This is a genomic window from Stenotrophomonas sp. GD03777, assembly GCF_029842485.1.
Classification (GTDB): Bacteria; Pseudomonadota; Gammaproteobacteria; order Xanthomonadales; family Xanthomonadaceae; genus Stenotrophomonas; species Stenotrophomonas sepilia.
Genome location: NZ_JAOCGL010000002.1, coordinates 33,060 through 56,774 on the forward strand (window position 1 = coordinate 33,060; position 23,715 = coordinate 56,774).

Genomic DNA, 23,715 nt, shown 5'->3' on the forward strand with positions numbered 1-23,715 from the left:
ATCCATCCATGCACCCTGCTCTGGTCTGCTACCCCGTGTTGACGGCCGATGCAGTACCAAGAGGGCTGCCCGGCCGCGCCGCCCCAAGGCCGGACGCCGTTTTCCCTGCGCACGGACGCGCCGCATCGAGGATTTCCACCCAGATGAGCACCACGTCCCAACCTGTTGTCCCCGCGAACGACCGTGCCGCCTTGCGGCGGTCGATCTCCAACACCCTCAAAGGCTCCGCCGGCAACCTGGTGGAGTGGTATGACGTCTACGTGTACTCGGTGTTCGCCGTGTACTTCGAATCGCAGTTCTTCTCGCCGGACGACAAGAACTCCACCCTGTACGTGTGGGCGATCTTCGCGGCGACCTTCCTGATGCGCCCGATCGGCGCCTGGTTCTTCGGCCGCTTCGCCGACCGCCACGGCCGCCGCCTGGCGCTGACCGTCTCGGTCACGTTGATGGCGCTGTGCTCGTTCCTCATCGCCATCACCCCCACCGCCGCCAGCATCGGCATCTGGGCCGCCGTGATCCTGTTGTTCGCGCGCCTGCTGCAGGGCTTCGCCACTGGCGGCGAGTATGGTGCCAGCGCCACTTACATGTCCGAGGCCGCCATTCCGGGCCGTCGCGGCTTCCTGTCCTCGTTCCACTACGTCACCCTGGTCGGCGGCCACGTGCTGGCCCAGCTGACCCTGCTGCTGATGCTGACCTTCTGGGGCAAGCCGGAGATCTCCGAGTGGGGCTGGCGCATCGCCTTCGGTATCGGTGGCATCGCCGCGGTGGTGGTGTTCTGGCTGCGCCGGGGCATGGACGAATCGCTGTCGGAGTCGTCGATCGAGGCCGCGCGCGAGGGCAAGGCAAAGAAGTCCGGTTCGATGTACGAGTTGTTCGTGCACCAGTGGCGGCCGCTGCTGCTGTGCTTCCTGATCACCGCTGGCGGCACCGTGGCCTTCTACACCTACTCGGTGAACGGCCCGAAGATGATCCAGAGCGCCTTCGCCGGCAACGACCCGATGACCGGCACCCTGATCAACCTGGGCGTGCTGGCCTTCCTGATGGTGCTGCAACCGGTCGGCGGCTGGCTGTCGGACATCATCGGCCGCAAGACCCTGCTGGTGTTCTTCGGCGTCGGCGGCGTGCTGTACAGCTGGTACCTGATCACCCAGCTGCCGCACCAGCATGACGCCACCCTGGCCTTCCTGACCCTGGCGCTGGCATTCGTCATCCTCACCGGCTACACCTCGATCAACGCGGTGGTGAAGGCCGAGCTGTTCCCCACCCACGTGCGTGCACTGGGCGTGGGCCTGGGCTATGCGCTGGCCAACTCGCTGTTCGGCGGCACCGCCCCGCTGCTGTACCAGGGCGCGCTGAAGACCGGCCACGTCGATTGGTTCGCCATCTACGTGACCGCCACGATCGCGGTATCGTTGGTGGTCTATGTGTTCTTCCTTACCAACAAGGGCCCGAACTGGCTCGACGGCACCCGCAAGTAAGCGCGTTGCCCTGATCGCGGCCACTGGCGCAATGCCGGTGGCCGCTACGTCTCCCGCCACCACGCTGATGTGGATCGCGGTGGCGCTGGCCGCAGCCACGGCATTGGCCTGGGTGCTGCGCCGCCCCAACGCGCAGGCCACGTGGCCGCGCACGGGTTTCGGGATCGCCCTGCTGGTGTTCTGCGCCGCGCTGGCGCTGCAGCTGGCGATGGACCTGGGCAGCGGCCACAGCTCGCTGCACCTGCGGCTGCATCGCGGCGTCAACGCGGGGCCGCTGGTCGGCCTGCGCACGATGGCGGCGTGCTATCTGGCCGCGCTCGCCGCCGGCGGCTGGGGCGCGTGGAAGCTGCTGCGACGGCGCGGGTAGTGCCGGCCGCTGGCCGGCAAAGCCGCCGTCTTTCGGTAGTGCCGGCCGCTGGCCGGCAACCTCATGAACCTCCGGAAAGAGCAGGGAGTTGCCGGCCAGCGGCCGGCATTACTCAGCGGCGGGCCGCTTCGCTCTTGTCGCGCGCGCCGCGGAACTCCGATTCCTTTTCCCACGTCGGCCAGCGGCGGCTGTTGGCCAGCTCGGCACCCAGGTCGTAGACCAGCAGCGTGTCGGCAGCGTGGCCGCTCGGGTCCCAGCTCGGCGTCCAGGCATCACAGGCCTGGTGGTAGCAGTCGGCGAAGTACTTTTCGCGCAGCGCGCGGCCGCCTTCAACGCCACCGTCCAGCTTGTCCAGGCCCGGGCCGATGGTGATCGCCGGCACGCCCAGGCGGGCGAAGGCAAAGTGATCGGCACGGTAGAAGAAGCCGGCTTCCAGGTTCGGGTCCGGACTGTAGCTGCGGCCACGGGCCTTGGCCACGCGCTCCAGATCGCCTTCCAACGACACCCGGCCCTTGCCCCACGAGGCAATGTCGCGGGTCGGGCCATCCGGGCTGAACATCTCGATGTTCAGCACCGCAGCGGTCTTGTCCAGCGGCGCCAGCGGGTGCGCAGCATAGTAGCTGGCCCCCAGCACGCCCTTCTCTTCAGCGGTCAGCGCCACGAAGTACAGCGTGCGCTGTGGCTGCGGGCCGGCAGCGAACACCCGACCCAGCTCCAGCACCGTGGCCACGCCGGTGGCGTTGTCGATCGCACCGCGGCGGATGCGGTCCCCCTTGGCGTCGGGCTGACCGATGCCGAACGCATCCCAGTGCGCGGAGAAGATCACGGCCTCGTCAGCATGTTCACCACCGGGCAGCTTGGCGACCACGTTGCGGGTCACCACCTGCTCGCGCTTGAGCGCGAAATCCACGCTCAATTTCGCGTTGTCCAGTGCCACCGGGCGGAAGTCGGCACGCATCGCCTTGCGCTTCTCCGCATCGAAGTCGAGGCCGGCGTCGGCGAAGATCGCCTCGGCCAGCTCGCGCTGCATCCAGCCGCGCAGCGGGGTGTGCTGCGCCATCGCTTCGGCGTGGCCGCGCTCGATGTCGAACAGCGGCGAAGTGCCCGAGCTCTTTACCGTGGCCCAGCCATACGCGGCCGGCGCGGTCTCGTGCACGATCAGCACGCCTTCGGCACCCCGGCGTGCGGCTTCCTCGAACTTGTAGGTCCACCGGCCGTAGTAGGTCACCGCCTTGCCATCGAACGCGCCCGGCGCGTCGGCCTCGAAGTCGGCGTCGTTGATCAGCACCACGGCGATCTTGCCGTGCAGGTCCACGTCCTTGTAGTCGTTCCAGTGGCGTTCCGGTGCGTCGATGCCGTAGCCGACGAACACCAACGGTGCATCCTTGATCTGCACGCGCTTGCGCGGCTGCAGGCTCTGCAGGGTCACGTCCACGCCATTGGCCAGCGCACGCTTGCCCTGCTTCAGCGACAGGCTGGCCTTGGCCTCACCCTCCAGCTGCGCGCGCACCAGCGGCACCGGCTGCACCCAGCTGCCGTCCACGCCGCCCGGCTGCAGGCCATAGCTGCGGAACTGCTCGATCAGGTACTGCACCGTGCGCTCTTCGCCCTCGGTGGCCGGTGCGCGGCCCTCGAACTCATCCGACGCCAGCACACGCACATGCCGCGACAGTGCCTGCGGATCGATGCCGCCACCCGGCAGGTCGTTGGCCGCATGGGCCAGGCCCCCGACGAACAGGCAGGACGACAGCAGCAACACGCGCATCGGATTCACGGCAGTACCACGGCTAGCTTGGAAGTCACCAGAGTGTAACGTGGTCGTGACACCACGGCGCGGCTTGGGCCTGTGTCATCCACGCATCGCGTTGATCTACCTGCTGATGCGATCCAGCCAGCAGGCCAGGCCCTGTGCGTTGAGTTCGATGTCCATCGCCAGCACGGCAATCACCGCCGCATCGTCCAGCGCACAACCATGCTGCTGCGCCCGTTCCAGGTACAGCGCCTGCAGTGCGGCCAGCAGGCAGCGGTGGCGGTCCGGCCGGCCATCGCACTGGCGGCCGATCGCGGCCATCGCATCGATCTGTTCGAACAGGTCGTTGGCCAGTTTCTGCACCTGCTGCACGCGCCCATAGTGGGTCAGGTACATCGCCTGCGGGCCGTAGCCCAGCATGCGTCGGATCGAGGCCTTCATCGCCTCCGGGTCGAACTGCACCGGCGAGGAAGTCGGGAAGATGAAAGCGCCCTGCGCGCTGTCCAGCTCGCGGTAGGAGATGCCGAACGTATCGCCAGTGAACCAGCTGCGGCTGCGCGCATCCCACACGCAATAATGGTGCAGTGCGTGGCCCGGCGTGTGCAGCAGCACCAGCTCGCGGCCAGCGAGATCGATGCGGTGGCCGTCTTCGGCCACCACCACGCGGTGTTCGGGAATCGGCTCGATGCGGCCGTAGCTGCGCGCGATCTCCTCGGCGCCGTACACCGCCGTCGCACCCGCAATCAGCCGGGTCGGGTCGATCATGTGCGGCGCACCGCGCGGATGCAGCACCGCCTTTGCGTTGGGCAGCTGCTGCATCAGCAGTCCGGCGCCGCCGGCGTGGTCCAGGTGCACGTGCGTGAGCAGCAGCCAGTCCACGGCATCCACGCCCAGGCCAGCGTCCACCAGCGCCTGCAGCATCGCCGGCACAGACAGGCCGGTGCCGCAGTCGACGAAGGCCGCGCGGCCGTTTTCAACGATCAGGTAGGCCGCGTCGAAGTCCGGGCGCTGGAAGCCGGTATCGATGGTGTGGATGCTGGGATCGGCGGTCATCGGCACGCACCTGGCAGTCTCGGAAACAGACGCCCATGGTAGGCGCGCAGGCGGTCCGGGTTCGATGCGGCTTTGGTCGGGTAGTGCCGGCCGCTGGCCGGCAACCTCGGGATGGCCGGGAGAATGCATGTGCCGCCGGCCAGCGGCCGGCACTACCGATCAGCCAGAACGCAATCCGAACCGCGGCCGCAGCAGCAACGCCAGCACCAGCACCGCCAGGAACGCGCCATAGGCATACAGCACCGCCAGCACCTGCGGCCAGATCGGGCCGGCGCCGGGCTGCACCACGCCAATGCGGTAGCCCCACAGCATCGACACGATGCTCAGCGCGAACGCCACGACCAGGGTGGTGCCATCGAACAGGCGCCGCCGCGCGCTGCGCGGCTGGCGCGGAAACAGCCAGTACAGGCTGCCCAGCAGCAGGAACCAGGGCAGGAACAGCAGCAGCGACAACCAGGCCATCGCAGACTCCATGTCATCGCGCCAGAGGCGCGCGGACATCATGCCATGGGTGCTGTGCCACGGTCGTGCTGGCGGGGGTCTTCCCTGTAGAGCCGAGCCCATGCTCGGCTGGTTAGCAAAGCAGCCGAGCGTGGACTCGGCTCTACAGAGGCGGAGCCGGGTCGAGCATGGCTCGACTCTACAAAGGGCAGGCAGGCCCGGCGATCAGGCAGCTTCGCGCAACGCAGCCAGGGCGGCCAGCACGGCGTCCACCTCGGTTTCCAGCTTGAACAGCTCGCTCTGCAACTGGTCGCCCTGCTCGGCCTGCTTGATCACCGCAATCAACTGGCCGGCATCGCGTGGCGAATCGAAGCCTTCGCTCTGGATCAGCAGCGTGCCGTCACCGGCGGTCAGCTTGAAGTAGAAGCGGCCGTCCTTTTCGCGGTACTGCTTGAACTGCGGCGGCGCCACGCGGGCCACGCCGGCATCTTCGCTGGCGATGTCACCGGCACTGGACAGGTCACGCAGGCCCACCGCATGGCGCAGCTCGTCCAGCAGCGGTGCCGCCAGCTGCTCGCGCAGCTGCTGGCCACGGCGCTTGAGCAGCGCTTCGATCTTCTCCGGCTCGGCCATCAGCGCGTTGTAGCGCTCGCGCAGCGGCGACAGCTCGCTGTCGATACGCTCGAACAGCTGCTGCTTGGCGTCGCCCCAACTGATGCCGGCGGCGAAGGCCCTGGCGAATTCCGCGGTCTGTTCCGGCGTGGCGAACGCCTGGTACATCTGGAACAGCGCCGAGCCCTCGGTGTCCTTCGGCTCGCCCGGTGCGCGCGAGTCGGTCAGGATCGAGAACACCAGCTTCTTCAGCTCCTCGCGCGGCACGAACAGCGGAATGGTGTTGTGGTAGCTCTTGCTCATCTTGCGGCCATCCAGGCCCGCCAGCGTTGCCACCTGCTCATCGATCACCACGTCCGGCAGCGGGAAGTACTCCTTGCCGTACACGTGGTTGAAGCGCTGGGCGAAGTCGCGCGCCATCTCGATGTGCTGGATCTGGTCACGGCCCACCGGTACCTGGTTGGCCTTGAAGATGAGGATATCGGCGGCCATCAGCACCGGGTACATGAACAGGCCGGCACTGACGCCTGCGTCCTCGTCCACGCCTTCCTCGCGGTTCTTGTCCACCGCCGCCTTGTAGGCGTGCGCGCGGTTGAGGATGCCCTTGCTGGCGATGGCGGTCAGGAACCACATCAGCTCGGTGGTCTCGCGGATGTCGCTCTGCCGGTAGAACCACACGTGTTCCGGGTCCAGGCCACAGGCCAGCCAGCTGGCCGCGATCTCCAGGGTCGCGCGCTGGGTGCGCTGCGGGTCCTGGGACTTGATCAGGCTGTGCAGGTCGGCCAGAAAGAAGAAGCTCTCGATCCCCGGCGCGCGGCTGGCCGCGATGGCCGGACGGATGGCGCCAACGTAGTTGCCCAGGTGGGGCGTGCCGGAGGGGGTGATGCCGGTAAGGACTCGGGTCGTCATGACTGCGTGGGGTAACCTTCGATGAACGGGGCCAGTTTACCTTGCACGCCACCAACCCCGTCAGGGCCTGCGGCGCGTTCATTCACGCAACCCCGCTGGAGACGCCCGATGAAACGCCTGCTGCCCCTGCTGTTGATCCTGCCCCTGGCCGGCTTCCGCCCCGCCCCGATGCCGCCGCCGGCCTACGAGGGCGGCCCCGTGCGCATGTCTCTGGTCGACCGCGACCGCGGCACCGAATTGCGCAGCTACCCCGCCGAGGGCCAGCGCTGGGTGGCCGGCGAGCGCGGCCACCGCTACGCCGTGCGCCTGTACAACGACAGCCCGCGCCGGGTGCTGGTGGTGCTGTCGGTAGACGGCGTCAACGCCATCTCCGGCGAGGATGCCGATCCGTCGCAGACCGGCTACGTGCTCAACCCCGGCCAGCGCGCCGACATCACCGGCTGGCGCAAGAGCCAGGATGAAGTGGCGCAGTTCGTGTTCAGCAGCCCCAGCGGCAGCTATGCCAGCCGCACCGGTCGCCCGGACAACGTCGGCGTGGTCGGCGTGGCGGTGTTCGAGGAAGCGCGCCGCTGGCGCCCCGAGCCGATCCTGCGCCGTGGCCTGCCGCCGCCGGCTCCAGCCGCACAGGCCGAAGCGGCGGCCGACGCCAGTGCCAGCCGCATCGAGGGTTACGCCAGCAAGTCGCAGGCCCCGGCGCTGGGTACCGGCCATGGCGCACGCGAGCAATCCTCGGTACGCGACACCGACTTCGAACGTGCCAGCCGCAGCCCTGCACAGGTATTGCAGCTGCGCTACGACAGTGCCCGCAACCTGCGTGCGCGCGGCATCCTGGTCGATGCGCCCTCGCGCCTGCCGCGCGAACCGCAGGCGTTCCCCAACCGCTACGTGCCGGACCCTCCGGCCCGCTGATCGTCCCGCGCAGACAGCACGACGCCCGCAACCTCACGGTGCGGGCGTCGTGATGTGGGGAAACCGAAGCGCTTACTTGTAGTCCGGGTAGTCCTTGCTCACCGCGTCCTGGAACTCACGCACTTCCTTCTCCGCGCGGTCCTTGGCCCAGCCATAACGTTCCTGCAGGCGGCCGGCCAGATACTCGGCATTGCCTTCGGCCACATCGAAATCGTCGTTGGTCAGATCGCCCCACTTGGCCTGCGCCTTGCCCTTAAGCTGCGACCACTTGCCGGAAATGATGTCTTTGTTCATTGCTGGGAGTCCTTGATTGCAACGGCGTTCTTACCGTGGCTCCAGCTTCGCGCAGCAGCTGTTGAATGCCGGTCAACCGCCAATGAAATACACGCTCACCTGCTTGAATGGTTCACTACGCTTCGACACGTACGCTGCAGGGAAACGCGCAAGCAAAAAGGCCGGGGAGATCCCCCGGCCTTTTTGCTTTCCGTTCCAATTCAGGCTCAACGGCCCTTGGCGGCATCCTCAACCTTTTCACCGGCCTTCTGCACGTCCTTGCCGGCACCGGCCACGGTGTTGCAACCGGCCAGCAGGGCCACCGAGAACATCGACAACAGCATCAGGGCAACTACGCGCTTCATAGGCTTCTCCTTGGGTTCGCCGCTATACCGCTTCATTCGCGGATGGGATTCTTTCGCTCGGCGGGAGGGCACCAATGCCCACTGCCGCCGCGTGAAGTGCAATCTGGCGGCAGGGGCGTGGAGCGGGCGTGAACGGTTCGGCGATCCGTTCAGCAGGGGGCGGTCAGTCGCGCATCAGGGTGGACTTGCCGAACAGGCTTTCCACCAGGTCCACGGCCAGTTCGGCGGTGGCATTCTGCTTGTCCAGCAAGGGGTTGAGCTCGACGATGTCCAGCGATCCCATGCGCCCGGTATCGGCGATCATTTCCATCACCAGCTGCGCCTCCCGATAGTTCACCCCACCCGGCACCGTGGTGCCGACGCCCGGCGCGATGCTGGGGTCGAGGAAATCCACATCGAAGCTGACGTGCAGGTGGGTGTTCTCATCAATGCCGGCCAGCGCCGCTTCCACGGCACGCTTCATGCCGTTCTCGTCGATGTAGCGCATGTCATAGACATCCACCTTGTGGGTCTTGATCAGGCGCTTCTCTTCCGGGTCCACCGAGCGGATGCCGATCTGGTGCATCTGCGCCGGGGTGATCGCCGGTGCGCTGCCGCCCAGACGGGTCAGCGCGTCCGGGCCGAGGCCGCACAGGCAGGCCACCGGCATGCCGTGGATGTTGCCCGACGGCGTGACATCGCTGGTGTTGAAGTCCGAATGCGCATCCAGCCACAGCACGCGCAGATTCTTCCCCTGCTCGCGGCACCAGCGCGCGACGGCGGTGATCGAACCGATGCCCAGGCAATGGTCGCCACCGAGCATGATCGGCATGCGCCCGGCCTGCAGCTCGGCGTAGCTGGCTTCCATCAGTGCGCGGTTCCAGGCCACCACCTCATCCAGGTGGCGGTAGCCCTCCACCGGCGCGGTCCACGGGTTGCGCGGGCCATCCAGGTTGCCCACGTCGCGCACGTCCACGCCGCGCGCTTCCAGCGCCTCCGGCAGGCCCGCCACGCGCAGCGCCTCCGGCCCCAGCCGTGCGCCGCGATGGCCCGCACCGACATCGGTGGGAACGCCAATCAGGGATACGGAAATGGGATGGGCCATGGGTGCCTCCTGCGGTGCGGAAAAAGAAGCACAGTCTAGCCAGAGCTGTGTGACACCACTCGCGGCGGTGCAGCAGGGCATGGGTCAGATCGCCGCGGCCTGCCAGCCGTATCCGGTCAGGCATTCCAGCGCTGGGTCGTCAGGAATTGGACCTTCCGCGATCCACCTCACATCCCGGTCGGTTTCGCCTCTTACGCAAGGCTGTTGTTGTGTCCACGCTGCGCAGGCACCCTGAAGGTGCCGCCTCACTTCCTCAATCATGGAGCACCACGCGCATGAAACATGCACTCAATGGACTTGCGGTACTGGCAATTGCCCTGGGCGGACTGTTTCCCGCCGCTGCCAGTGCACCCTCGCAACGCATCACGCATACGGTGACCACCGACGCGTATCCCATGCAGACGGCAGGCGCACGCCAGGTACTCGACTGGGTGGCGCAGCGGGTAAAGCCGTCGTTCGCTCCCCAGGGCTACGGCAACGTACAGGTGGAACGACAGGCAGTCTCCGTAGGCCGCGCGTCTGCACGCTCGGATGAATCGATACCTGGAAAACTGCCAGACCAGGGCATTCCCGGTGAGATCTACCGGGTGGAAAACCTGCTTCCCGACGGTTCCATCCAGACGTGGGAATTCACCTGGGTGGAACCCTCTTCCGGCCATGGCGGCGGCTGGGACGTCACCGGCTACACCTACAAGAAGGGAAATGACCCGGTGAACCAGCAGTAGCGGAACGGGGGCAACGCGCACCGCGCTGCCCCCTTAGACACGCCGCCGCCGCGCCTCAACCGCCGCGGCGGCGAACCGGCGTCAGGCTCTGCACCTGACCGTTGTTGCGCATCATGCACAGGAAACGGCCGTCGGGATAATCGATGATCAGTTCCTGGTAATCGCTGCCCACCGGCATCTGGGTGACCAGCGCGCCCTGAGCGCCCTTGCGCATGTTGCAGGCGCCCAACGCGGTATCGCCTGCCGGCGCCGGGGTGGTCACCGAAGACACATTGCGGAACACCGCGCGGCAGCCGCCATTGACCCACACCGAGTGCCGCGACAGGCCCCAGTTCCTGCCTTCCTCGCAGCGGGTGCGGCTGAGCTGGCGCACGATTTCCACATTGCCGCGGGTATTCAGATCGCACGACACCTGCTGCTGGCCGGTGGATTCGCAGGTGACTTCGCGCGGTAGCGCGGCATCCCCGGCGGCACCGTCGCGAGAGCGTTCGCCGTTTGCGGCGGGCGCAGGCGTGCCGCTGGCGCTGACTTGGCAGATGCCATTGGCGCCGCCACGGCCGGTGTAGCTGACTTGCGGCGCGCCGTCATCGTTGCGGCTGATCGACAGGGTGATGCCGCTGTTGGCATCGCGTGCTTCGAAATAGCGGTCGTTGAAGCGCTTCAGCGCCGTCTCGCGGCCCTGCACGTAGACCGGCCCGCCATCGTCTGCGTGAACATCGATGCCGCCCGGGCAGCTGGCGTTGAAGAACGGCACGGCGGCCATGGCCGGGGCTGCGAAGGTTGTGACCAACAGTGCGACGGTGAGCGGCAGGGCGTGGCGACGCATGGGTGGGTCCCGAAGGGCATGTGTCCCCAGTATGTGTCGGGGGTCTGCAAATGGTCTGTGAATCAAAAAGCCGGCAGCGCATTCGGGCGTTTGTGTTTGCTATGGTAGATGTGGAGCCTTGCCCGGGCTGTTAAGTCACCTTTACTTCGTGGGCCAGCTCAGGGCATGCGGCAGCGATGGTTCGGGCAGATTTCTCGCTGATGGCGCCACTGCGCAATCTGTCGCTTCTGGCATTGCGATGCCCGAAACGGGCCAAACGCGATAATTCATTTTTCCTTTCAGATCTCCCGATGCCATCGAAACAAACGACTGGCAGGCGGTGATTTCACGTGCGCATGATGAATCGCCACCTGCAAAGGTGGCCGGGTCTTCCAAGCCCGCGTAATCGATGCTGTATACGCTTGCCAGCCGGCGCCGTCTTCCCAAGCGGCGCCGGCTGGCAATCCGTTCGCCGATCGACGGCGGGCGGTGCGTGGGGGCCCCGTGCCCGCCGGCTCATCGATTCCCGGTCTTGGAAGCCACGCATCGCCCGCCACCCTACCGTGGCGGCACCTCTGTTCCTGACGAGGATGCCCGCATGTCCAGAACCCCTCACCCGTACCTGACCGCCACCCTCGGCGAGGCGGCTCTGCGCCTGCCACCTGAACTGGCCCAGCCGTTGGAAGCCGCTTTCGCCGCCGCGAACGAGGCGCCCGCGCCGATCAACCTGCCCGGCTGCCTGCAGCGCATCCAGGCCGGTGACGCCGCCGATGGACAGCCGTGGCCGGGGCCCGCCAGCACACCCGGCCAGGCCGTGGCCGCCGCGCGCCGGGATCGCGCCGCAGTGGGCCTGGTGTCACTGCTGGAGCTGTACCACGCCGCCGAGCGCGTGCGCGTGGACGGGGAAGAGAAAGACGACATCGGCGACGGCACGCGCGAAGGACTGATGCTGGCCTGCCGGGGTCTGGCGGAGTATGTGGCGTTGCAGGTGCGTAGCTGAGGCTGCTGCGGTCGCAGTGTGTGTGCGGCGTTGATCGAAGGATCTGCCCACGTCATACATTGAGCTGACTCACCGGGTTGGGGCGAGAAGACCGGCGAAAGGCGGTTTCTTCATTTTCGTTCCCCCGCCTTTGCGACCGGCGCCGCGCCGACGCATCATGCTCGGCGCATGCCCATGCTGCTCTGGCATGCAAGCGCACACCCAAGGCACGGATCACGGACCCAATCCGCAGTCAAAAGATGCTGTGCTAGATTCAAGAGCGTGACAGTGGCGCGAGAGATGCTTTCATGGATGCGTGGGTCGAGAAATGCGATTCTTCATCAAAACGCGGACTTCGGCGCCGCCTCTGGATCGCAGCGCGTCGTCGCCTCGCGATCGTTATTCCGGCGCTGGTGCTGACAGCATGTTCGAGCGCCGCGACGCCGCCCCCATCAGATCATGTGAATCAAAGACAGGCCATCAAATCAGGGAGTGAAGCTGGTATGGAGCGATTCAAGAACAGCATCGAGCGATTGTCCAATGTGCGTTTTGGCGATATCGATGCGTTGAACGAACAGCTTCACACGCATCTTGGAAAACCGACCCGGCAGGGCCTGAGAGACGAGCGAACCGCAGAACGTGGAATGTTGGGCGGCCTTGAAGTTCGGAACATCTCACTGAGAAGTGCTGTCGATAATCCTGCGCAGGCGAAGCTGACCTTCGATGTCGCGCCACCGAGCGTCGCGCTCAAAGAAGTCATCTGGGAGGGAACCGCGCAATATCCACCTCGGCCTGATGCCCCTGACTCACGCCCTTACTGGACCGCGCCAGTGAACGGTGCTGAGGTTGTACTCACTCTGGCCCCTGACAATGCGACATTGACCCACGTATTGATCAGTCAGCGTTGACCCCCAGGGCAGGAGCTCCAACATGGAACGTACTGAAGACTCTGTACTGCCGCAGCCGCAGGGGGGGCCTCGCCCAGGACCCGAACGTCGGCCGGACTCCCCGTTAGCTGACCCCTCGCTGGCGCCGCTTCTAGCGAAATCCCCAACACTTCGGGCGGGTCTCGCACAGGCCGAGCGCGACGATCTGGAGGTTGTCTGGGGACAAGCCGGTAGGGGCACCTATCTTGTTCCCGGTGAGAAGATCGTTATTGACGAGAACGCGGTTGGACAAGGCTCCAGAATCGCGCGCTCTCTTTCACACGAGGTGGGGCACCATCTCTTCACCGAACGTCCCGATCCGACGTCCAAGCAAACCTATGTAAACACCCTGCTACGCGGAGAAGCCGCTGCGACGCTCAGTAATGTCCAGGTCCAGCGTGAACTCATTGCGGCCGGTGGACCGGACATTGGCGTGTCGGGTACGGGTAATCGACCGCAACAGTATGGAGCCATTGCCGTTGAACTCCAGGCCGGGCGGATCAATCGAAACCAGGCACTTGGACAGATCGCTGAGGTGTTCAAAACGGAGGCTCCTTCTGTTGGTCCTCATGCGACATACGAGCTTTACTATGGCGCGCACTATGATCAGCACATAGCACCCACGCAGCGTCGACGTAGGCCCGAGCCAGAATTTGACGCCGAGCGCACTTCGGCTGCGGAAAGAGACGCCGTGGTCGCCGACGACTCACTCTCAGTGCAGCGAACAGCTTCCTCAGTAGCTGAACTTGGAAACGCTGACCGCTCTCTCTACATGCAGATAAGAGCGGGTGTGGAACGCTTGGACGCCGAGAGCGGGAAGCAGTGGGATGAGTCGAGTCAGCGCATATCCGCGAGTCTGTTGGTGCTCGCGAAGGAGCAGGGGTTTTCAAGAGTTGACCACGTTGCATTGAACAACCCGACAGAGTCCCTTGCACGTGGCGAGAAAGTATTCATCGTCGAGGGGGCGATGGACGATCCTGCCCAACGCCGTGGAACCATGAATATGATGGACGCGCTTCGCGTTCCTGAAGCAGAGTCCCTTCATCGCGCTGAAGCGTTGGCCGCAAATCTTGAACAGCAGCCGGCGCAGCAGGTTCATGCGCAGTACGGGCCATCGTTTTCAAGGTGAGGCTGTCGAGAAAACAGCTCTGCCGCCCTTCGAACCACCGGGCAGGTACCTAGAGCAGCGCAAAGAGGCGCTGAATCTTGGGGTGGTGCGCTTATCCGACCCACAAAGTTACAACAACGCATTGATTTAGAAAATAATAGTGCCCTGCAAGATAGTTGAAGACCCCCAAAAGTACCCCCAGCAAGCGCGGATGCTGATGGACGGGTTGATCATCCGTCTGCTCTCGGCGCGCTCGCGATCGCTGAGACAGACGTTCCGAACACTGGATCTTGGCGATGTCCCTATCGGCCAGAAGCCGACATCCGCTCGGCACAGTCCTAACCAGCGTTTGCCCCAACGCCTTGTTACTTCACCGCTGCACGCCACGCGGGCCACGCCTCGCCGATCACGCCCAGCGCGGACTTCAGGAACAGCAGGGCGATCACCGCGCCTGCTGCGATGTCCGGCCAGCCGCTTCCGGTCAGCGCTACGCCACCGGCAGCCACCAACACACCGATGTTGGCGGCGACATCATTGCGGGAACACTCGAAGGTGCTTTTCATGTTGATGTTGAGCGCGCGGAACCGCCACAGCAGTGCGAGGCACACCAGATTGGCCACCAGAGCGATGGCTCCAAACCCCAGCATCAAGCCGCTGGAAGGCGGCACGCCGTGGATCAGCTTGCTGACCACCTCCACCACGATGAAGACAAAGAAAGCCAGGATCAGCAGCCCCTTGGCGAGGGCTGCACCGGCCTCCCAGCGCGCCCCCCGGTTCACTGCCCACAGGCTCAGGCCATACACGATCGCGTCACCCAGCATGTCCACTGCATCGGCCTGCAAGGCACTGGAGCGCGCCACGATGCCCGCGCCGAACTCGATGAAGAACATCGCCAGGTTGATGATGAGTACCGCCACCAGTACGCTCCGCTGCGCACCGTGAAGGGCCAGCGCTTCCAGTTCCTGGCGCTTGTGGCCGCAGCAGTGGTCCATGGATGTCTCCCGCCAGGCTGTGGCCGGGCTTGAAAAAGGGTGGGATAGTCGTTATCAACCCTATAGCCCCTACAAGGTCAAGCCCGTGCCTAGCCACCTCACCATCGGCCAGCTGGCCCGCCAGACCGGCACCAAGGCCGAAACCATCCGCTATTACGAGAAGATCGGCCTGCTGCAGCCGCCGCTGCGCTCGGAGGGCAACTACCGCTACTACGGCGCGCAGGACCAGAGGCGCCTGTCGTTCGTGCGCCGCGCGCGCGAGCTTGGCTTCTCCATCGAACAGATCCGCGAGTTGATTGCCTTTGGTGAACAGCGGGAGCACGAGTGCAGTTCGGTGGACGATGTGGTGAAAGCGCATATCGCAGACATCACCCGCCGGATCCAAGACCTGCAGGCGTTGCAGGGCGAGCTGGAGCGGATGATCGGCAATTGCCCGGGCGGCCGCGTAGCCGATTGCAGGGTGCTGGAAGCCCTTCAGCCGCAGCCTGCCGCTTGACCTTGTAGCCGCATCAAGGTTTACAACGCCGGGCTACTTCGCCACCGCGCGGCCCTGCCGCCCTGACGACCCATGACCCTGTTGCCCCATCCGCTTGCCCTGGCGCTGAGCGCCGCCCTGCTGCCCGCCGTTGCCCCGGCCAATGCGCATGAACCGCCCGCCGCGCACGATGACCACCACGATGAGCCCGTGGAGCTGGATGCGGTGGTGGTGCAGTCAACCCGGTCAGGGCGTCACGTTTCCGACGAACCGATCCGGGTAGACGTCGTATCGCAGGAAGAGATCGAAGAGAAGCTGCTGATGTCGCCGGGCAACGTCTCCATGCTGGTGGCCGAGACGGCCGGCGTGCGGGTGCAGAACACCTCGCCGGGCATGGGCGCATCCAACATCCGCATCCAGGGTCTGCGCGGCCGGTATACCCAGCTGCTGGCCGATGGCCTGCCGCTGTACGGCGGTCAGTCATCGTCCATCGGCCTGCTGCAGATTCCGCCGACCGACCTTGGCAGTGTCGAGATCATCAAGGGCAGCGCGTCGGCGTTGTACGGCCCGGCAGCGCTGGGCGGCGTGGTGAACCTGATATCGCGCCGGCCTAAGGAGACCGCCGAGGCCGAAGTGCTGCTCAATGCCACCAGCCGAGGCGGGCAGGACGTGACCAGCTACGCCGCCGGGCCGCTGGCCGGGCACTGGGGCCTCTCGGTGGTCGGTGGCTACCATCGCCAGGACCACCAAAACCTGGACGGCGACGGCTGGGCTGACATTCCCGGCTACGAGCGGGCCACGCTCAGGCCGCGCCTGTTCTGGGAATCGGAAAATGGCGCACGTGCGCTGCTGACGGCAGGTGCAGTGCGGGAGAGCCGGGTGGGCGGAACACTGCCCGGGCAACGGGCACCCGATGGGCAGCCGTTCGCCCTCACACAGCGCACGAAGCGTCTTGACGCCGGCGCGGTGGTCGATGTTCCGGTGCGCGATAGCGACCGCCTGCAACTGCGCACATCGGCCATGTCCACCAATCACGACCACGGGTATGGCCCTGCGCAGGACAACGACACGCATCAGACCGGCTTTGCGGAAATGAGCTACGCGTCCGGCGTCGGCGCCACCAGCTGGCTGGCCGGCATTGCCGCGCAGCAGGATCGGTTCCGTTCCGCTCGGCACCCGCAGTTTGATTACCGCTACACCGTGCCTGCCCTGTTCGTGCAGGCCGAGCAGGCGCTGCGCGATGATCTCACGCTTTCCGGCCGTGCGCGCTGGGATGACCACAGCGCCTATGGCGGGCACTTCAGCCCCCGCGTTTCATTGTTGTTCCGCCCTGACGAGTGGACCCTGCGTGCCTCGATCGGCAGAGGCTTCTACGCGCTTACGCCCTTCGTCGAGCAGATCGAGGCCGCTGGCCTGTCACGCCTGGAGCCGCTCGGTGGGCTTCGTGCGGAGATCGCTACCGCCGGGTCCATCGATGCGGGCTACGCGCATGGGCCCTGGGAACTGAACCTCAGCGTGTTCGCATCGAACATCGACCATGCGGTACGCCTGGTGGAATCTGCGACCACCCCGGGTGAACGTGTGCAACTGGTCAATGTGGCGGGCGTCACCCGCACCCGGGGTAGTGAGCTGCTGCTGCGCTATCGCTGGCAGGACATCACGGTGACCGGCAGTTATGTCTACACCGATGCGCGCGAACCCGATGAGGAGGGCGCCGGCCGCCGCCTGGTTTCACTCACACCCCGGCACAGCGCAGGCCTGGTTGCCATGTGGGAACAACATGGCCGTGGCCGTATAGGCCTGGAAGCCTACTACACCGGCATCCAGTCGCTTGATGACAACCCCTGGCGCCGACGCAGCCGACCGTATCTGGAAGTCGGTGCACTGGGAGAGATCGTGCTGGGAAGAGTCAGCGTGTTCCTCAACCTGGAAAACATCCTCAACGTCCGCCAGAGCGGCTACAACCCGATGCTGCGGCCCCGCCGTGCCCACGATGGGCAGTGGACCGTGGATGCATGGGCGCCGCTGGAAGGGTTTGTGGTGAACGGTGGCGTGAGGCTGAAATTCTAGGGTTGAGCTGATGCGGGAGGCGGTGTCCGCTTCCCGCCAAGAGCAGACTCTCCCAGCTATCGGATAAGCTCTCGCATCATGTCACAAAGGGGCTATTCCATCGCCAGGGCCGGGACCGGACCAGCAAATATCGGACCGGTTCGGCGGCTGAGGCGAGCCTGCCTAATCTGCTTGCATTGCAAGGATCCGGGCAAGAAGCCAATATGCAAAAATCATCCGAGCAAGGAGCTGAGGACGTGCTGAAGATCCCCAAGAAGGTAATGGAAAGGTGGCCTGCGGCGGTGAAGTCTCTGGTAACAGTAGCGGTATCCCACAAGACCAGGGATGTTTCCGAAGCTGACACGGTGACTCTAGTCAAGGACATGCTCGCCGAGATCTTCGGCTATGACAAATACAACGAGCTGACTGGAGAGCAACAGATAAGGGGCACGTTCTGCGATCTTGCCGTAAAGATTGACGGTAAGATCCGCGTGCTGATCGAGGTGAAAGCTGCGGCGATCTCTCTAAACGAGACTCATCTACGCCAAGCAGTAAATTACGGCGCCCATGAGGGCATCGAGTGGATTGTGCTCACCAATGCACTTGAGTGGCGACTCTACAGAATCAAATTTGGCCAGCCCATTGACTATGAGCTGGTTTCATCCCTGTGCATTGCCGACGTAAACCTAAAGAACGAAGAAGACCAACGCCGACTCTTCCTTCTTTGCCGAGAAGGCATCACATCAGATGCTATGGGCTTGTACCATCAGCACATCGCTGTTCTCAACAAGTTCACCGTCGCCCAAGTTGTGCTCGGCGAGCACGTTGTCTCCGTCATTCGCCGGGAGCTTCGTCGCCTTTTCCCAGAACTTAAGATTGAATCGGAGGCGATTGTTGAACTGCTCAACAATGAAATACTGAAGCGTGAAGTGCTGGATGGAGAGAAGGTTAAGGACGCCCAACAGCGAATTCGACGAGCGGCGTCTAAGAACGCCAAGGCCCAGGCGAAGAAAGATGCTTCTTCAAGTCCCGCCCCGGCCTCAGCCGAGGCATAGGACCGACCGTAGAGACTTGCTAAGCTCCATTCAGCAAGGTGCGATCGGCTCAAGCCGATCGCGCCAGATGGAGCTCCCAGCGTTTCCCCAGCCCATAGGCCTCACCCGATTCCCATTGCCCCCATTAAGCCGACAAGCCGGGGAACATAGCTAGAAAGCACGCCACCAGCTGCTCCTTCCAGAATGGTTCGCAGTGATTTCAGAGACTCCTCCACGACTCCCCGCTTGGGAGAGTCGGACTGGAGTTGAATCAGGACTGTGTCAATGTCCACAGCTACCTGAGCAGGGGCACCCTCGGATGTGGCGGCATTTTTGATTCGCTCCAATAGGGATACAAGCTCGTCGCGACTCTCAATCATTTGGTATGACTGCTGCCCTGCAGACAGCTGCTGAAGCTGCGAATTATGCATAGCACCAATGTTGTTGGTGATGTTCGTAACATGCTTGGCCGCCCTTACTTCGGTAGGGCTGAAGCTCATACCGTCACCAACTACTCCCGCTGACTCCAGATCGAGCGCCCACTGAAGAACGCGATTTCGGACCGTGTCCAAGACGCCATGGAAAACACTTTTTGAGATAAAGAGCGATGGCTGCATCTGCACCTCCATATGCTTCAGGAAGTAGGCGGTGACCCTTGGTGGGAAGCTAAAGCGAAGCTCGTTCTCCGCTCCTCTGAGAAGCGCCTCGACCTCCGCCACGCTGAATCCCATGGGCAGCTTGCAGAACTCCTTTTCCATCTCCGCCGGCATGTTAAAAGGCAAGTAACCATGATAGGGATTGTGTACCTGAGGGAGCCCACGCAGATCTCTATAGCCAGGCAGCTCAGCATCATCGGTGTAGCCTGAAAGCTCGGCCTTAATCCAAGCGGTGTCCTCACTGATCTTGAGCTTGGTTGAGACTACCAATGCCTTTCGAAGGAGGTCACTAACCCCGATCTTGGGGTCTAGCGCGTCGCGCTGGATTTCCTGCACCAAACTGGACATACATCTCCCAAAATTTGTCTAGGGTGGGCGTTTGCAGGCAGCCACATCTACCATCAAACTAAGGCGTGCAGGCAGAGTCTGAAAGCGTTCTGTACCGAAGCCATCCTCTACCCTCCGCACGCCTTCAGCACCACCGCGAACAATGCGCCGGCCACTACGACCGGCCAGCACCCGGCGTTGGATGAGACAGGCTTGGGAGGGACGCTTCCGGGGACAGGTGGTCGACGTGGCGGCATCGCGGGCGGAGTCGGTGACTGCCGCTGCATCCCCCCAAGGATCGCCTGATTCCGACTCTGGGAAGGCGATGGATTTGGGCTTGGCGGAGGGAGCGGTCCAGGGCTTGGCAACGCTCCGCCCATGCCCTTGATGATGTTGGCATTTCGGCTGTTTGCTTGCGTCGTGACGGCACCCAAGGCAGCTCCCACAGGCTTCCCTGCTACCTGAAGCCGGAACTTGGCATCCTTCTGAGACAGTGTCTGTATCTGACCAGGCGAGGTGATCGTAATCGACAGGTGGGTATAGCTGATCGAGCGTGAGCTGTTCTTGACCCGAACACTGTTGCTGTATGCAGGGTCAACAAGACCCATCACCGAAACCCAGCGCCCAACCCAGGAAGCATCGGGGAGACCGGTCCTGATAGCATCCATTCCGTCAGACCAGATCGCCAGCTTGACTGCCAGCCCCCGCCAATCGGCGAAGTTCACGAAGATGTATGGCTTGCCATTTCTGGCACGCCCACGCCTGACCTCTTGGATGCAACCCACGAGCTCTACTCGATTACCGACCAGCTGCAGTACTTGCGAGTAGTTGGCGGCATCAGCGACCACATAGGGGCCCTGATAGGTAAGGATCCTTGGGGCCGCGCTGATCGAGATTGGTCCCGCAGGTACACCCGTGCCCTTTAGGAACTCGGCCAGCGAAGGAACCGTCGAGAAGGGAGCGGCAGCGACTTTGGCCAGATTCTCCACATGGACCCGGGCGCCAGGGATAGCCACTGCGCTCTGGAAGGATGTCGATTGGGTCGGGTCCAGGAAATCATTGCGCCGGAACACGACCGCACTTGGCTCAGATCTGGTGGAGGCCCACATCGATGGCGCAGCGATCAGGACCTGGAGCGCCACATCCAGCGTCAAGAATGAGAACCGATCCAAAGTGGGACCGAAATCGTTCGCCGAACGCTGAGGGTGTTGGAAGTTGATCTGGCCCAGCTCGGTCGCCTTAGCCCCCTTGAGTGTTTCCACATACAAGCCGTCGTAATCGATCAGCTGCACAGTGCTGCCATCAGCACTGACCATCAGGTTCTCTGGCTGGATGTCTCCATGAGCAACGTTGTTCTGCTCCAGGTAGGCAGCCAATGAGATCAAGGCAGCTCGCAGTCTAGTCAGTGCCGCCTTGTCAGCGTGCTTGGCCTCAAGGAACTCAGCCAACGTGGTCCCACTGGCCCACGCCATCTTGACGGTAGGGTACGTGCTCCCCTGAATCCGAATTCCGGCAGAATTGAAGTCAAAATTGAGGAAGTACGGACTATTGAGCTGCTTCAGCCTTGACGAAATTGCCTGATAGCGGTGCTCCAGCTCACGAGATTCCTTGTGGAAACAGCGCAATGCGTAGTCTTTCGTGCCTACTGTCACCTTGTACGTCAGCGCGAAGCCGCCGCATAGCGCCAATGGTAGACCGAGACCTGTGGTTTTCAACGCACCGCGCTTGAGCTCAGGATCCAGTAGCACCAGCTGAGGGGACTGCAGTGCCTCGTTGTACTGCTCTAAGGATGGGTAGGCCATTGGTCAGATCCGCCTCAAGATCTGGTGACTGACGCGATGATCAGCGTGGAGTCATCGCGACGCATCCGGCCCGCAGCACGCTCTTTCTCCACGAGCTCAACAAGCTCATGCTGCTCTCGGATACTACACAAGGCTTCCAGTGCTGATGCGTCTCCTCTCTCTTGATGGGAAAGGAGCCAGGCGCCAAGTGCATCGGTCATGCAAAGCAAGAACCTGTGCCCTTGCTCCTCATACTCCCATTCGTGCACAGAACAGTGCAGACCGTCCGGCTCGTTCAGATCCATCCTCGTAGAGAGCAACACCGGCTTGTCCAGAAACTGCTCCGAGCTGCCATAGGGGACTGATGCAAGCATCGTGTCCGCATCGAGCCACGCGGCCAGGCTGTCTCCAACGGCGGAAACCCTAACCGAGCTGGATTCGGGGAGGTCTTGCACAACTAGCAACGTGGCAAAGCTTCCCCGCTGGTATGCGGCTGCTTTTGACCAGGTGAGCTGCTCCGGGTCATGCAAAGCCTCGTAGGCCTGCGCGCAGGCCCCGACCGCAGCCACTGATAGATCCTCATCAGCCATGCGGTCAACAAGGAGCTGCGCCCAATTACGGGCGTCAAAAGACTCTGACGCCCCATCGGCCAGAACGATCCTACCCACGTCGGGGGCTAGGCGGTAGGCATCCTCATTGTCGCTCGGCGACTCTTCGTGCTTAGCCACCGTCCCCTCAAACAGAACCGACAGGGCCATGATCAGCGCAGCTGCGCGGCCCTCGTACCGATGTCGAAGAAGTCGACGATCTCTGCGATTTCACCGTTGAACACGAAGCCCTTCGATTCCATAGTTGCCTTGATACCCTTTTCCTCGGCAACCTTTTGGAGATGCGGAGGCAGAGCACTGGACATCCGGAACAGCAACTTTGCGTAAGAGTCACTCAAGCCGGCGTCGGAACTTGGGAACTTGACCGGATCTCCACCGCTCGTGCTCACGTGCAGATTGAACAGCAGGACGTTTCCATCGTTAGTGCTGATCTGCTGCAACTGACGCGCAAGTGACTCGGGATCACCATCAGTCGACTCGCCATCGGTGACGTGAAGCACCGTCGGAGGGTAGCTATCCGGGTGCGCATCACACCAAGCAGCCAGCTCACCAGCCGCGGTGGTGATCGCGGTGCACATCGGAGTGCCACCGGAGGCACTGGCTTCAAACCAGACCGGGAACTTGATGGACTGATCGACGAGTCCACCAGCACCGTCGTCAACGCGCTTGGTGCGGTTTTCCACTCGGAGCGGATTGGCTTCAATCCCGGAAATGGGATGGAGCACTGTCGACGACAGCCCACCACTCAGGCCATTGCTGGCAGAAGAGCCCGAATATCCCAGGACACCGACCTCGAAGTAGTCCCGGGTGCCTTCGGACTTAGTGCATCGAGTGATCAATGTAGCGAGCGTGCGGTTGAGCACGTCTGCAACAAATTGCGCCTTGGATTTCCCGTTCTCCATGGTGTCCTGCATGGAACCGGACTGGTCGACAAGGAAAAGGAAAGCCGTCGGGCTGGTCCTACTGATCTCAGCGGTGTAAGTCATCGATTTCCCCTGGAGTCTGAAAGGTATGGGTAACGGCGATCAGGCTAAGCATCAGGCCAGCACGCTACCCGTCGCCATATCATGCCGCGCCCAGGCAGAAACCTCCACCAGCCATCCGGCTTACGCGAGTAGGATTTTTCTGACAACCGGAGCAAGACTCAGCTGATCAACTCTGTCCGAAGCGGTGGAATTTCGGCGAGAGACCATTTGCTGGAGCGGGCGACAGGCAGTCGCCGGATTGCTCGGATTGCGTCTAAGGTTGTCTCATTGGAATATTGAGCCGGAGTCCGGAGTTCGGAGTTCGGAGTTCGGAGTCCGACGATGATCCAGTAGAGCTTCCGCTAGAACATTTTCCCAACTTCTCGAATGAGGATGGCGCTCCAGAATTCCAATCCCTAACCAGCAACCAACTCAGGCATCCCCATGAAACGTGATAGCGAACTAATTCGCCAGCTGATGCTGGCTCTAGAGACCAGCGAACGCCCCTTCAGCGCCACCAACCCGATGGAGGGATTCACTCAATCCCAAGTTGCCTATCACTTGGCGATGATCGTCGATTCCGGCCTCGCGGTAGGCACTGTTCAGTACTCCTTGGGCAGTCGCGACTCAACCGTACCCACAGCAGCTCTAGCATTCCGCCTTACGCCAGAAGGGCATGATTTCATCGATACGATCCGCGATGAGACGATCTGGAACAAGACCAAGCAAAAGGTTGCGACTGTTGGCGGCTCGGTCAGTATGGGCGTCCTCAAAGAGATCGCCACGGCGTTGGCCAAGACCGCACTGGGGTTGGCCAGCTAACCTACAGGGACTTGTGTGGTGCTGCGAAGTGCTTCTTGGTAGCAGACCTAGCGATGTGACAGCTGCGCGTCCGGATTGATCCGCACGCTCTGGCCAGCCAGCCTTTGGTAGACGAGTATGGGGCCAAAATGGGATCCAGGTCTCTTCTACATTTGGGGCTACGGTGCTTCAAGACGCATGGGCCCCAAGCCCGCACTCACTGGCATCACAGGACGTCTCGAC

At 63.3% G+C, this 23,715-nt stretch carries 24 protein-coding genes; 11 read left to right on the plus strand and 13 right to left on the minus strand.

All coding sequences use genetic code 11. The features are described from left to right. Positions 1-143: 143 nt before the first annotated feature. Positions 144-1,478, plus strand: coding sequence for an MFS transporter (locus tag N5E02_RS00995; protein ID WP_005420583.1), 1,335 nt, complete (start codon positions 144-146; stop codon positions 1,476-1,478). A gap of 31 nt (positions 1,479-1,509) precedes the next feature. After that, positions 1,510-1,845, plus strand: a complete 336-nt coding sequence (locus N5E02_RS01000; RefSeq protein ID WP_279945712.1) for a hypothetical protein — start codon at positions 1,510-1,512, stop codon at positions 1,843-1,845. Positions 1,846-1,957: 112 nt separating this feature from the next. Here N5E02_RS01000 and N5E02_RS01005 read toward each other — a convergent pair whose 3' ends face one another. The 4 genes from N5E02_RS01005 to N5E02_RS01020 all read right to left on the minus strand — a co-directional run bounded on the left by N5E02_RS01005 (position 1,958) and on the right by N5E02_RS01020 (position 6,610). After that, on the minus strand, positions 1,958-3,610 hold the full coding sequence (locus tag N5E02_RS01005; protein ID WP_279945765.1) for a M28 family metallopeptidase: 1,653 nt from the start codon (positions 3,608-3,610) through the stop codon (positions 1,958-1,960). Between the two features lie 105 nt (positions 3,611-3,715). Beyond that, positions 3,716-4,648, minus strand: a complete 933-nt coding sequence (locus N5E02_RS01010) for an MBL fold metallo-hydrolase (RefSeq protein WP_065185635.1) — start codon at positions 4,646-4,648, stop codon at positions 3,716-3,718. Positions 4,649-4,807: 159 nt separating this feature from the next. Further along, entirely contained in the window at positions 4,808-5,110 is a 303-nt protein-coding gene (locus N5E02_RS01015) for a hypothetical protein (RefSeq protein ID WP_032954673.1), read from the minus strand. A 204-nt stretch (positions 5,111-5,314) separates the two neighbouring features. Continuing rightward, positions 5,315-6,610 carry a tryptophan--tRNA ligase gene (locus tag N5E02_RS01020; RefSeq protein WP_065178978.1) on the minus strand — a complete coding sequence of 432 codons (1,296 nt, stop codon included), beginning with the start codon at positions 6,608-6,610 and terminating at the stop codon, positions 5,315-5,317. A 108-nt stretch (positions 6,611-6,718) separates the two neighbouring features. On the opposite strand from N5E02_RS01020, the gene N5E02_RS01025 reads away from it, so the two are divergent. Then, positions 6,719-7,519 carry a hypothetical protein gene (locus N5E02_RS01025; RefSeq protein WP_164093135.1) on the plus strand — a complete coding sequence of 267 codons (801 nt, stop codon included), beginning with the start codon at positions 6,719-6,721 and terminating at the stop codon, positions 7,517-7,519. A gap of 72 nt (positions 7,520-7,591) precedes the next feature. On the opposite strand, the gene N5E02_RS01030 is transcribed toward N5E02_RS01025, so the two are convergent. The 3 genes from N5E02_RS01030 to rocF form a co-directional block, all read right to left on the minus strand. Further along, the gene (locus N5E02_RS01030; RefSeq protein ID WP_004153772.1) at positions 7,592-7,813 is read right to left on the minus strand and encodes a CsbD family protein; all 222 of its coding nucleotides are present in this window, start codon (positions 7,811-7,813) and stop codon (positions 7,592-7,594) included. Positions 7,814-8,019: 206 nt separating this feature from the next. Beyond that, positions 8,020-8,157 (minus strand): entericidin A/B family lipoprotein, encoded by a 138-nt coding sequence (locus N5E02_RS01035; protein WP_005407710.1) that lies wholly within the window; start codon positions 8,155-8,157, stop codon positions 8,020-8,022. Positions 8,158-8,320: 163 nt separating this feature from the next. Continuing rightward, complete coding sequence (gene rocF, locus N5E02_RS01040; protein WP_005420594.1) at positions 8,321-9,241, minus strand: arginase; 921 nt, start codon at positions 9,239-9,241, stop codon at positions 8,321-8,323. A gap of 275 nt (positions 9,242-9,516) precedes the next feature. Here rocF and N5E02_RS01045 point away from each other — a divergent pair, with 275 nt between their 5' ends. After that, positions 9,517-9,966: a hypothetical protein gene (locus N5E02_RS01045; protein ID WP_065196028.1), complete on the plus strand. Its 450-nt coding sequence runs from the start codon at positions 9,517-9,519 to the stop codon at positions 9,964-9,966. A gap of 55 nt (positions 9,967-10,021) precedes the next feature. Here the strand turns inward: N5E02_RS01045 and N5E02_RS01050 are convergent, their stop codons facing one another. After that, positions 10,022-10,792 (minus strand): DUF3011 domain-containing protein, encoded by a 771-nt coding sequence (locus tag N5E02_RS01050; protein ID WP_111176962.1) that lies wholly within the window; start codon positions 10,790-10,792, stop codon positions 10,022-10,024. A gap of 577 nt (positions 10,793-11,369) precedes the next feature. Here N5E02_RS01050 and N5E02_RS01055 point away from each other — a divergent pair. From N5E02_RS01055 to N5E02_RS01065, 3 genes are all read left to right on the plus strand, one after another. Beyond that, complete coding sequence (locus tag N5E02_RS01055) at positions 11,370-11,771, plus strand: hypothetical protein (RefSeq protein ID WP_164229725.1); 402 nt, start codon at positions 11,370-11,372, stop codon at positions 11,769-11,771. 287 nt (positions 11,772-12,058) lie between these two features. Next, positions 12,059-12,658, plus strand: coding sequence for a hypothetical protein (locus N5E02_RS01060; protein ID WP_139726619.1), 600 nt, complete (start codon positions 12,059-12,061; stop codon positions 12,656-12,658). A gap of 22 nt (positions 12,659-12,680) precedes the next feature. After that, entirely contained in the window at positions 12,681-13,805 is a 1,125-nt protein-coding gene (locus N5E02_RS01065; protein WP_279945713.1) for an XVIPCD domain-containing protein, read from the plus strand. Between the two features lie 344 nt (positions 13,806-14,149). On the opposite strand, the gene N5E02_RS01070 is transcribed toward N5E02_RS01065, so the two are convergent. Next, positions 14,150-14,776 carry a cation transporter gene (locus N5E02_RS01070; protein WP_279945714.1) on the minus strand — a complete coding sequence of 209 codons (627 nt, stop codon included), beginning with the start codon at positions 14,774-14,776 and terminating at the stop codon, positions 14,150-14,152. An 85-nt stretch (positions 14,777-14,861) separates the two neighbouring features. Between N5E02_RS01070 and N5E02_RS01075 the strand changes: the two genes are divergently transcribed. The 3 genes from N5E02_RS01075 to N5E02_RS01085 all read left to right on the plus strand — a co-directional run bounded on the left by N5E02_RS01075 (position 14,862) and on the right by N5E02_RS01085 (position 18,355). Next, the gene (locus tag N5E02_RS01075) at positions 14,862-15,272 is read left to right on the plus strand and encodes a helix-turn-helix domain-containing protein (RefSeq protein ID WP_049419476.1); all 411 of its coding nucleotides are present in this window, start codon (positions 14,862-14,864) and stop codon (positions 15,270-15,272) included. Positions 15,273-15,344: 72 nt separating this feature from the next. Next, entirely contained in the window at positions 15,345-17,321 is a 1,977-nt protein-coding gene (locus tag N5E02_RS01080; RefSeq protein WP_279945716.1) for a TonB-dependent receptor, read from the plus strand. 236 nt (positions 17,322-17,557) lie between these two features. Beyond that, the gene (locus N5E02_RS01085) at positions 17,558-18,355 is read left to right on the plus strand and encodes a type I restriction enzyme HsdR N-terminal domain-containing protein (RefSeq protein ID WP_279945717.1); all 798 of its coding nucleotides are present in this window, start codon (positions 17,558-17,560) and stop codon (positions 18,353-18,355) included. A gap of 101 nt (positions 18,356-18,456) precedes the next feature. Here N5E02_RS01085 and N5E02_RS01090 read toward each other — a convergent pair whose 3' ends face one another. From N5E02_RS01090 to N5E02_RS01105, 4 genes are all read right to left on the minus strand, one after another. Beyond that, positions 18,457-19,338 carry a hypothetical protein gene (locus tag N5E02_RS01090; protein WP_279945718.1) on the minus strand — a complete coding sequence of 294 codons (882 nt, stop codon included), beginning with the start codon at positions 19,336-19,338 and terminating at the stop codon, positions 18,457-18,459. 107 nt (positions 19,339-19,445) lie between these two features. Further along, positions 19,446-21,119, minus strand: a complete 1,674-nt coding sequence (locus N5E02_RS01095) for a protein kinase family protein (protein ID WP_279945719.1) — start codon at positions 21,117-21,119, stop codon at positions 19,446-19,448. Positions 21,120-21,133: 14 nt separating this feature from the next. Further along, positions 21,134-21,856, minus strand: coding sequence for a hypothetical protein (locus tag N5E02_RS01100; RefSeq protein ID WP_279945720.1), 723 nt, complete (start codon positions 21,854-21,856; stop codon positions 21,134-21,136). A gap of 2 nt (positions 21,857-21,858) precedes the next feature. Continuing rightward, a complete protein-coding gene (locus N5E02_RS01105) occupies positions 21,859-22,692 on the minus strand; it encodes a VWA domain-containing protein (RefSeq protein WP_279945721.1) in 834 nt (277 codons plus the stop codon). A 423-nt stretch (positions 22,693-23,115) separates the two neighbouring features. Between N5E02_RS01105 and N5E02_RS01110 the strand changes: the two genes are divergently transcribed. Beyond that, positions 23,116-23,493 (plus strand): DUF2513 domain-containing protein, encoded by a 378-nt coding sequence (locus N5E02_RS01110; protein ID WP_279945722.1) that lies wholly within the window; start codon positions 23,116-23,118, stop codon positions 23,491-23,493. Positions 23,494-23,715: the final 222 nt, after the last annotated feature.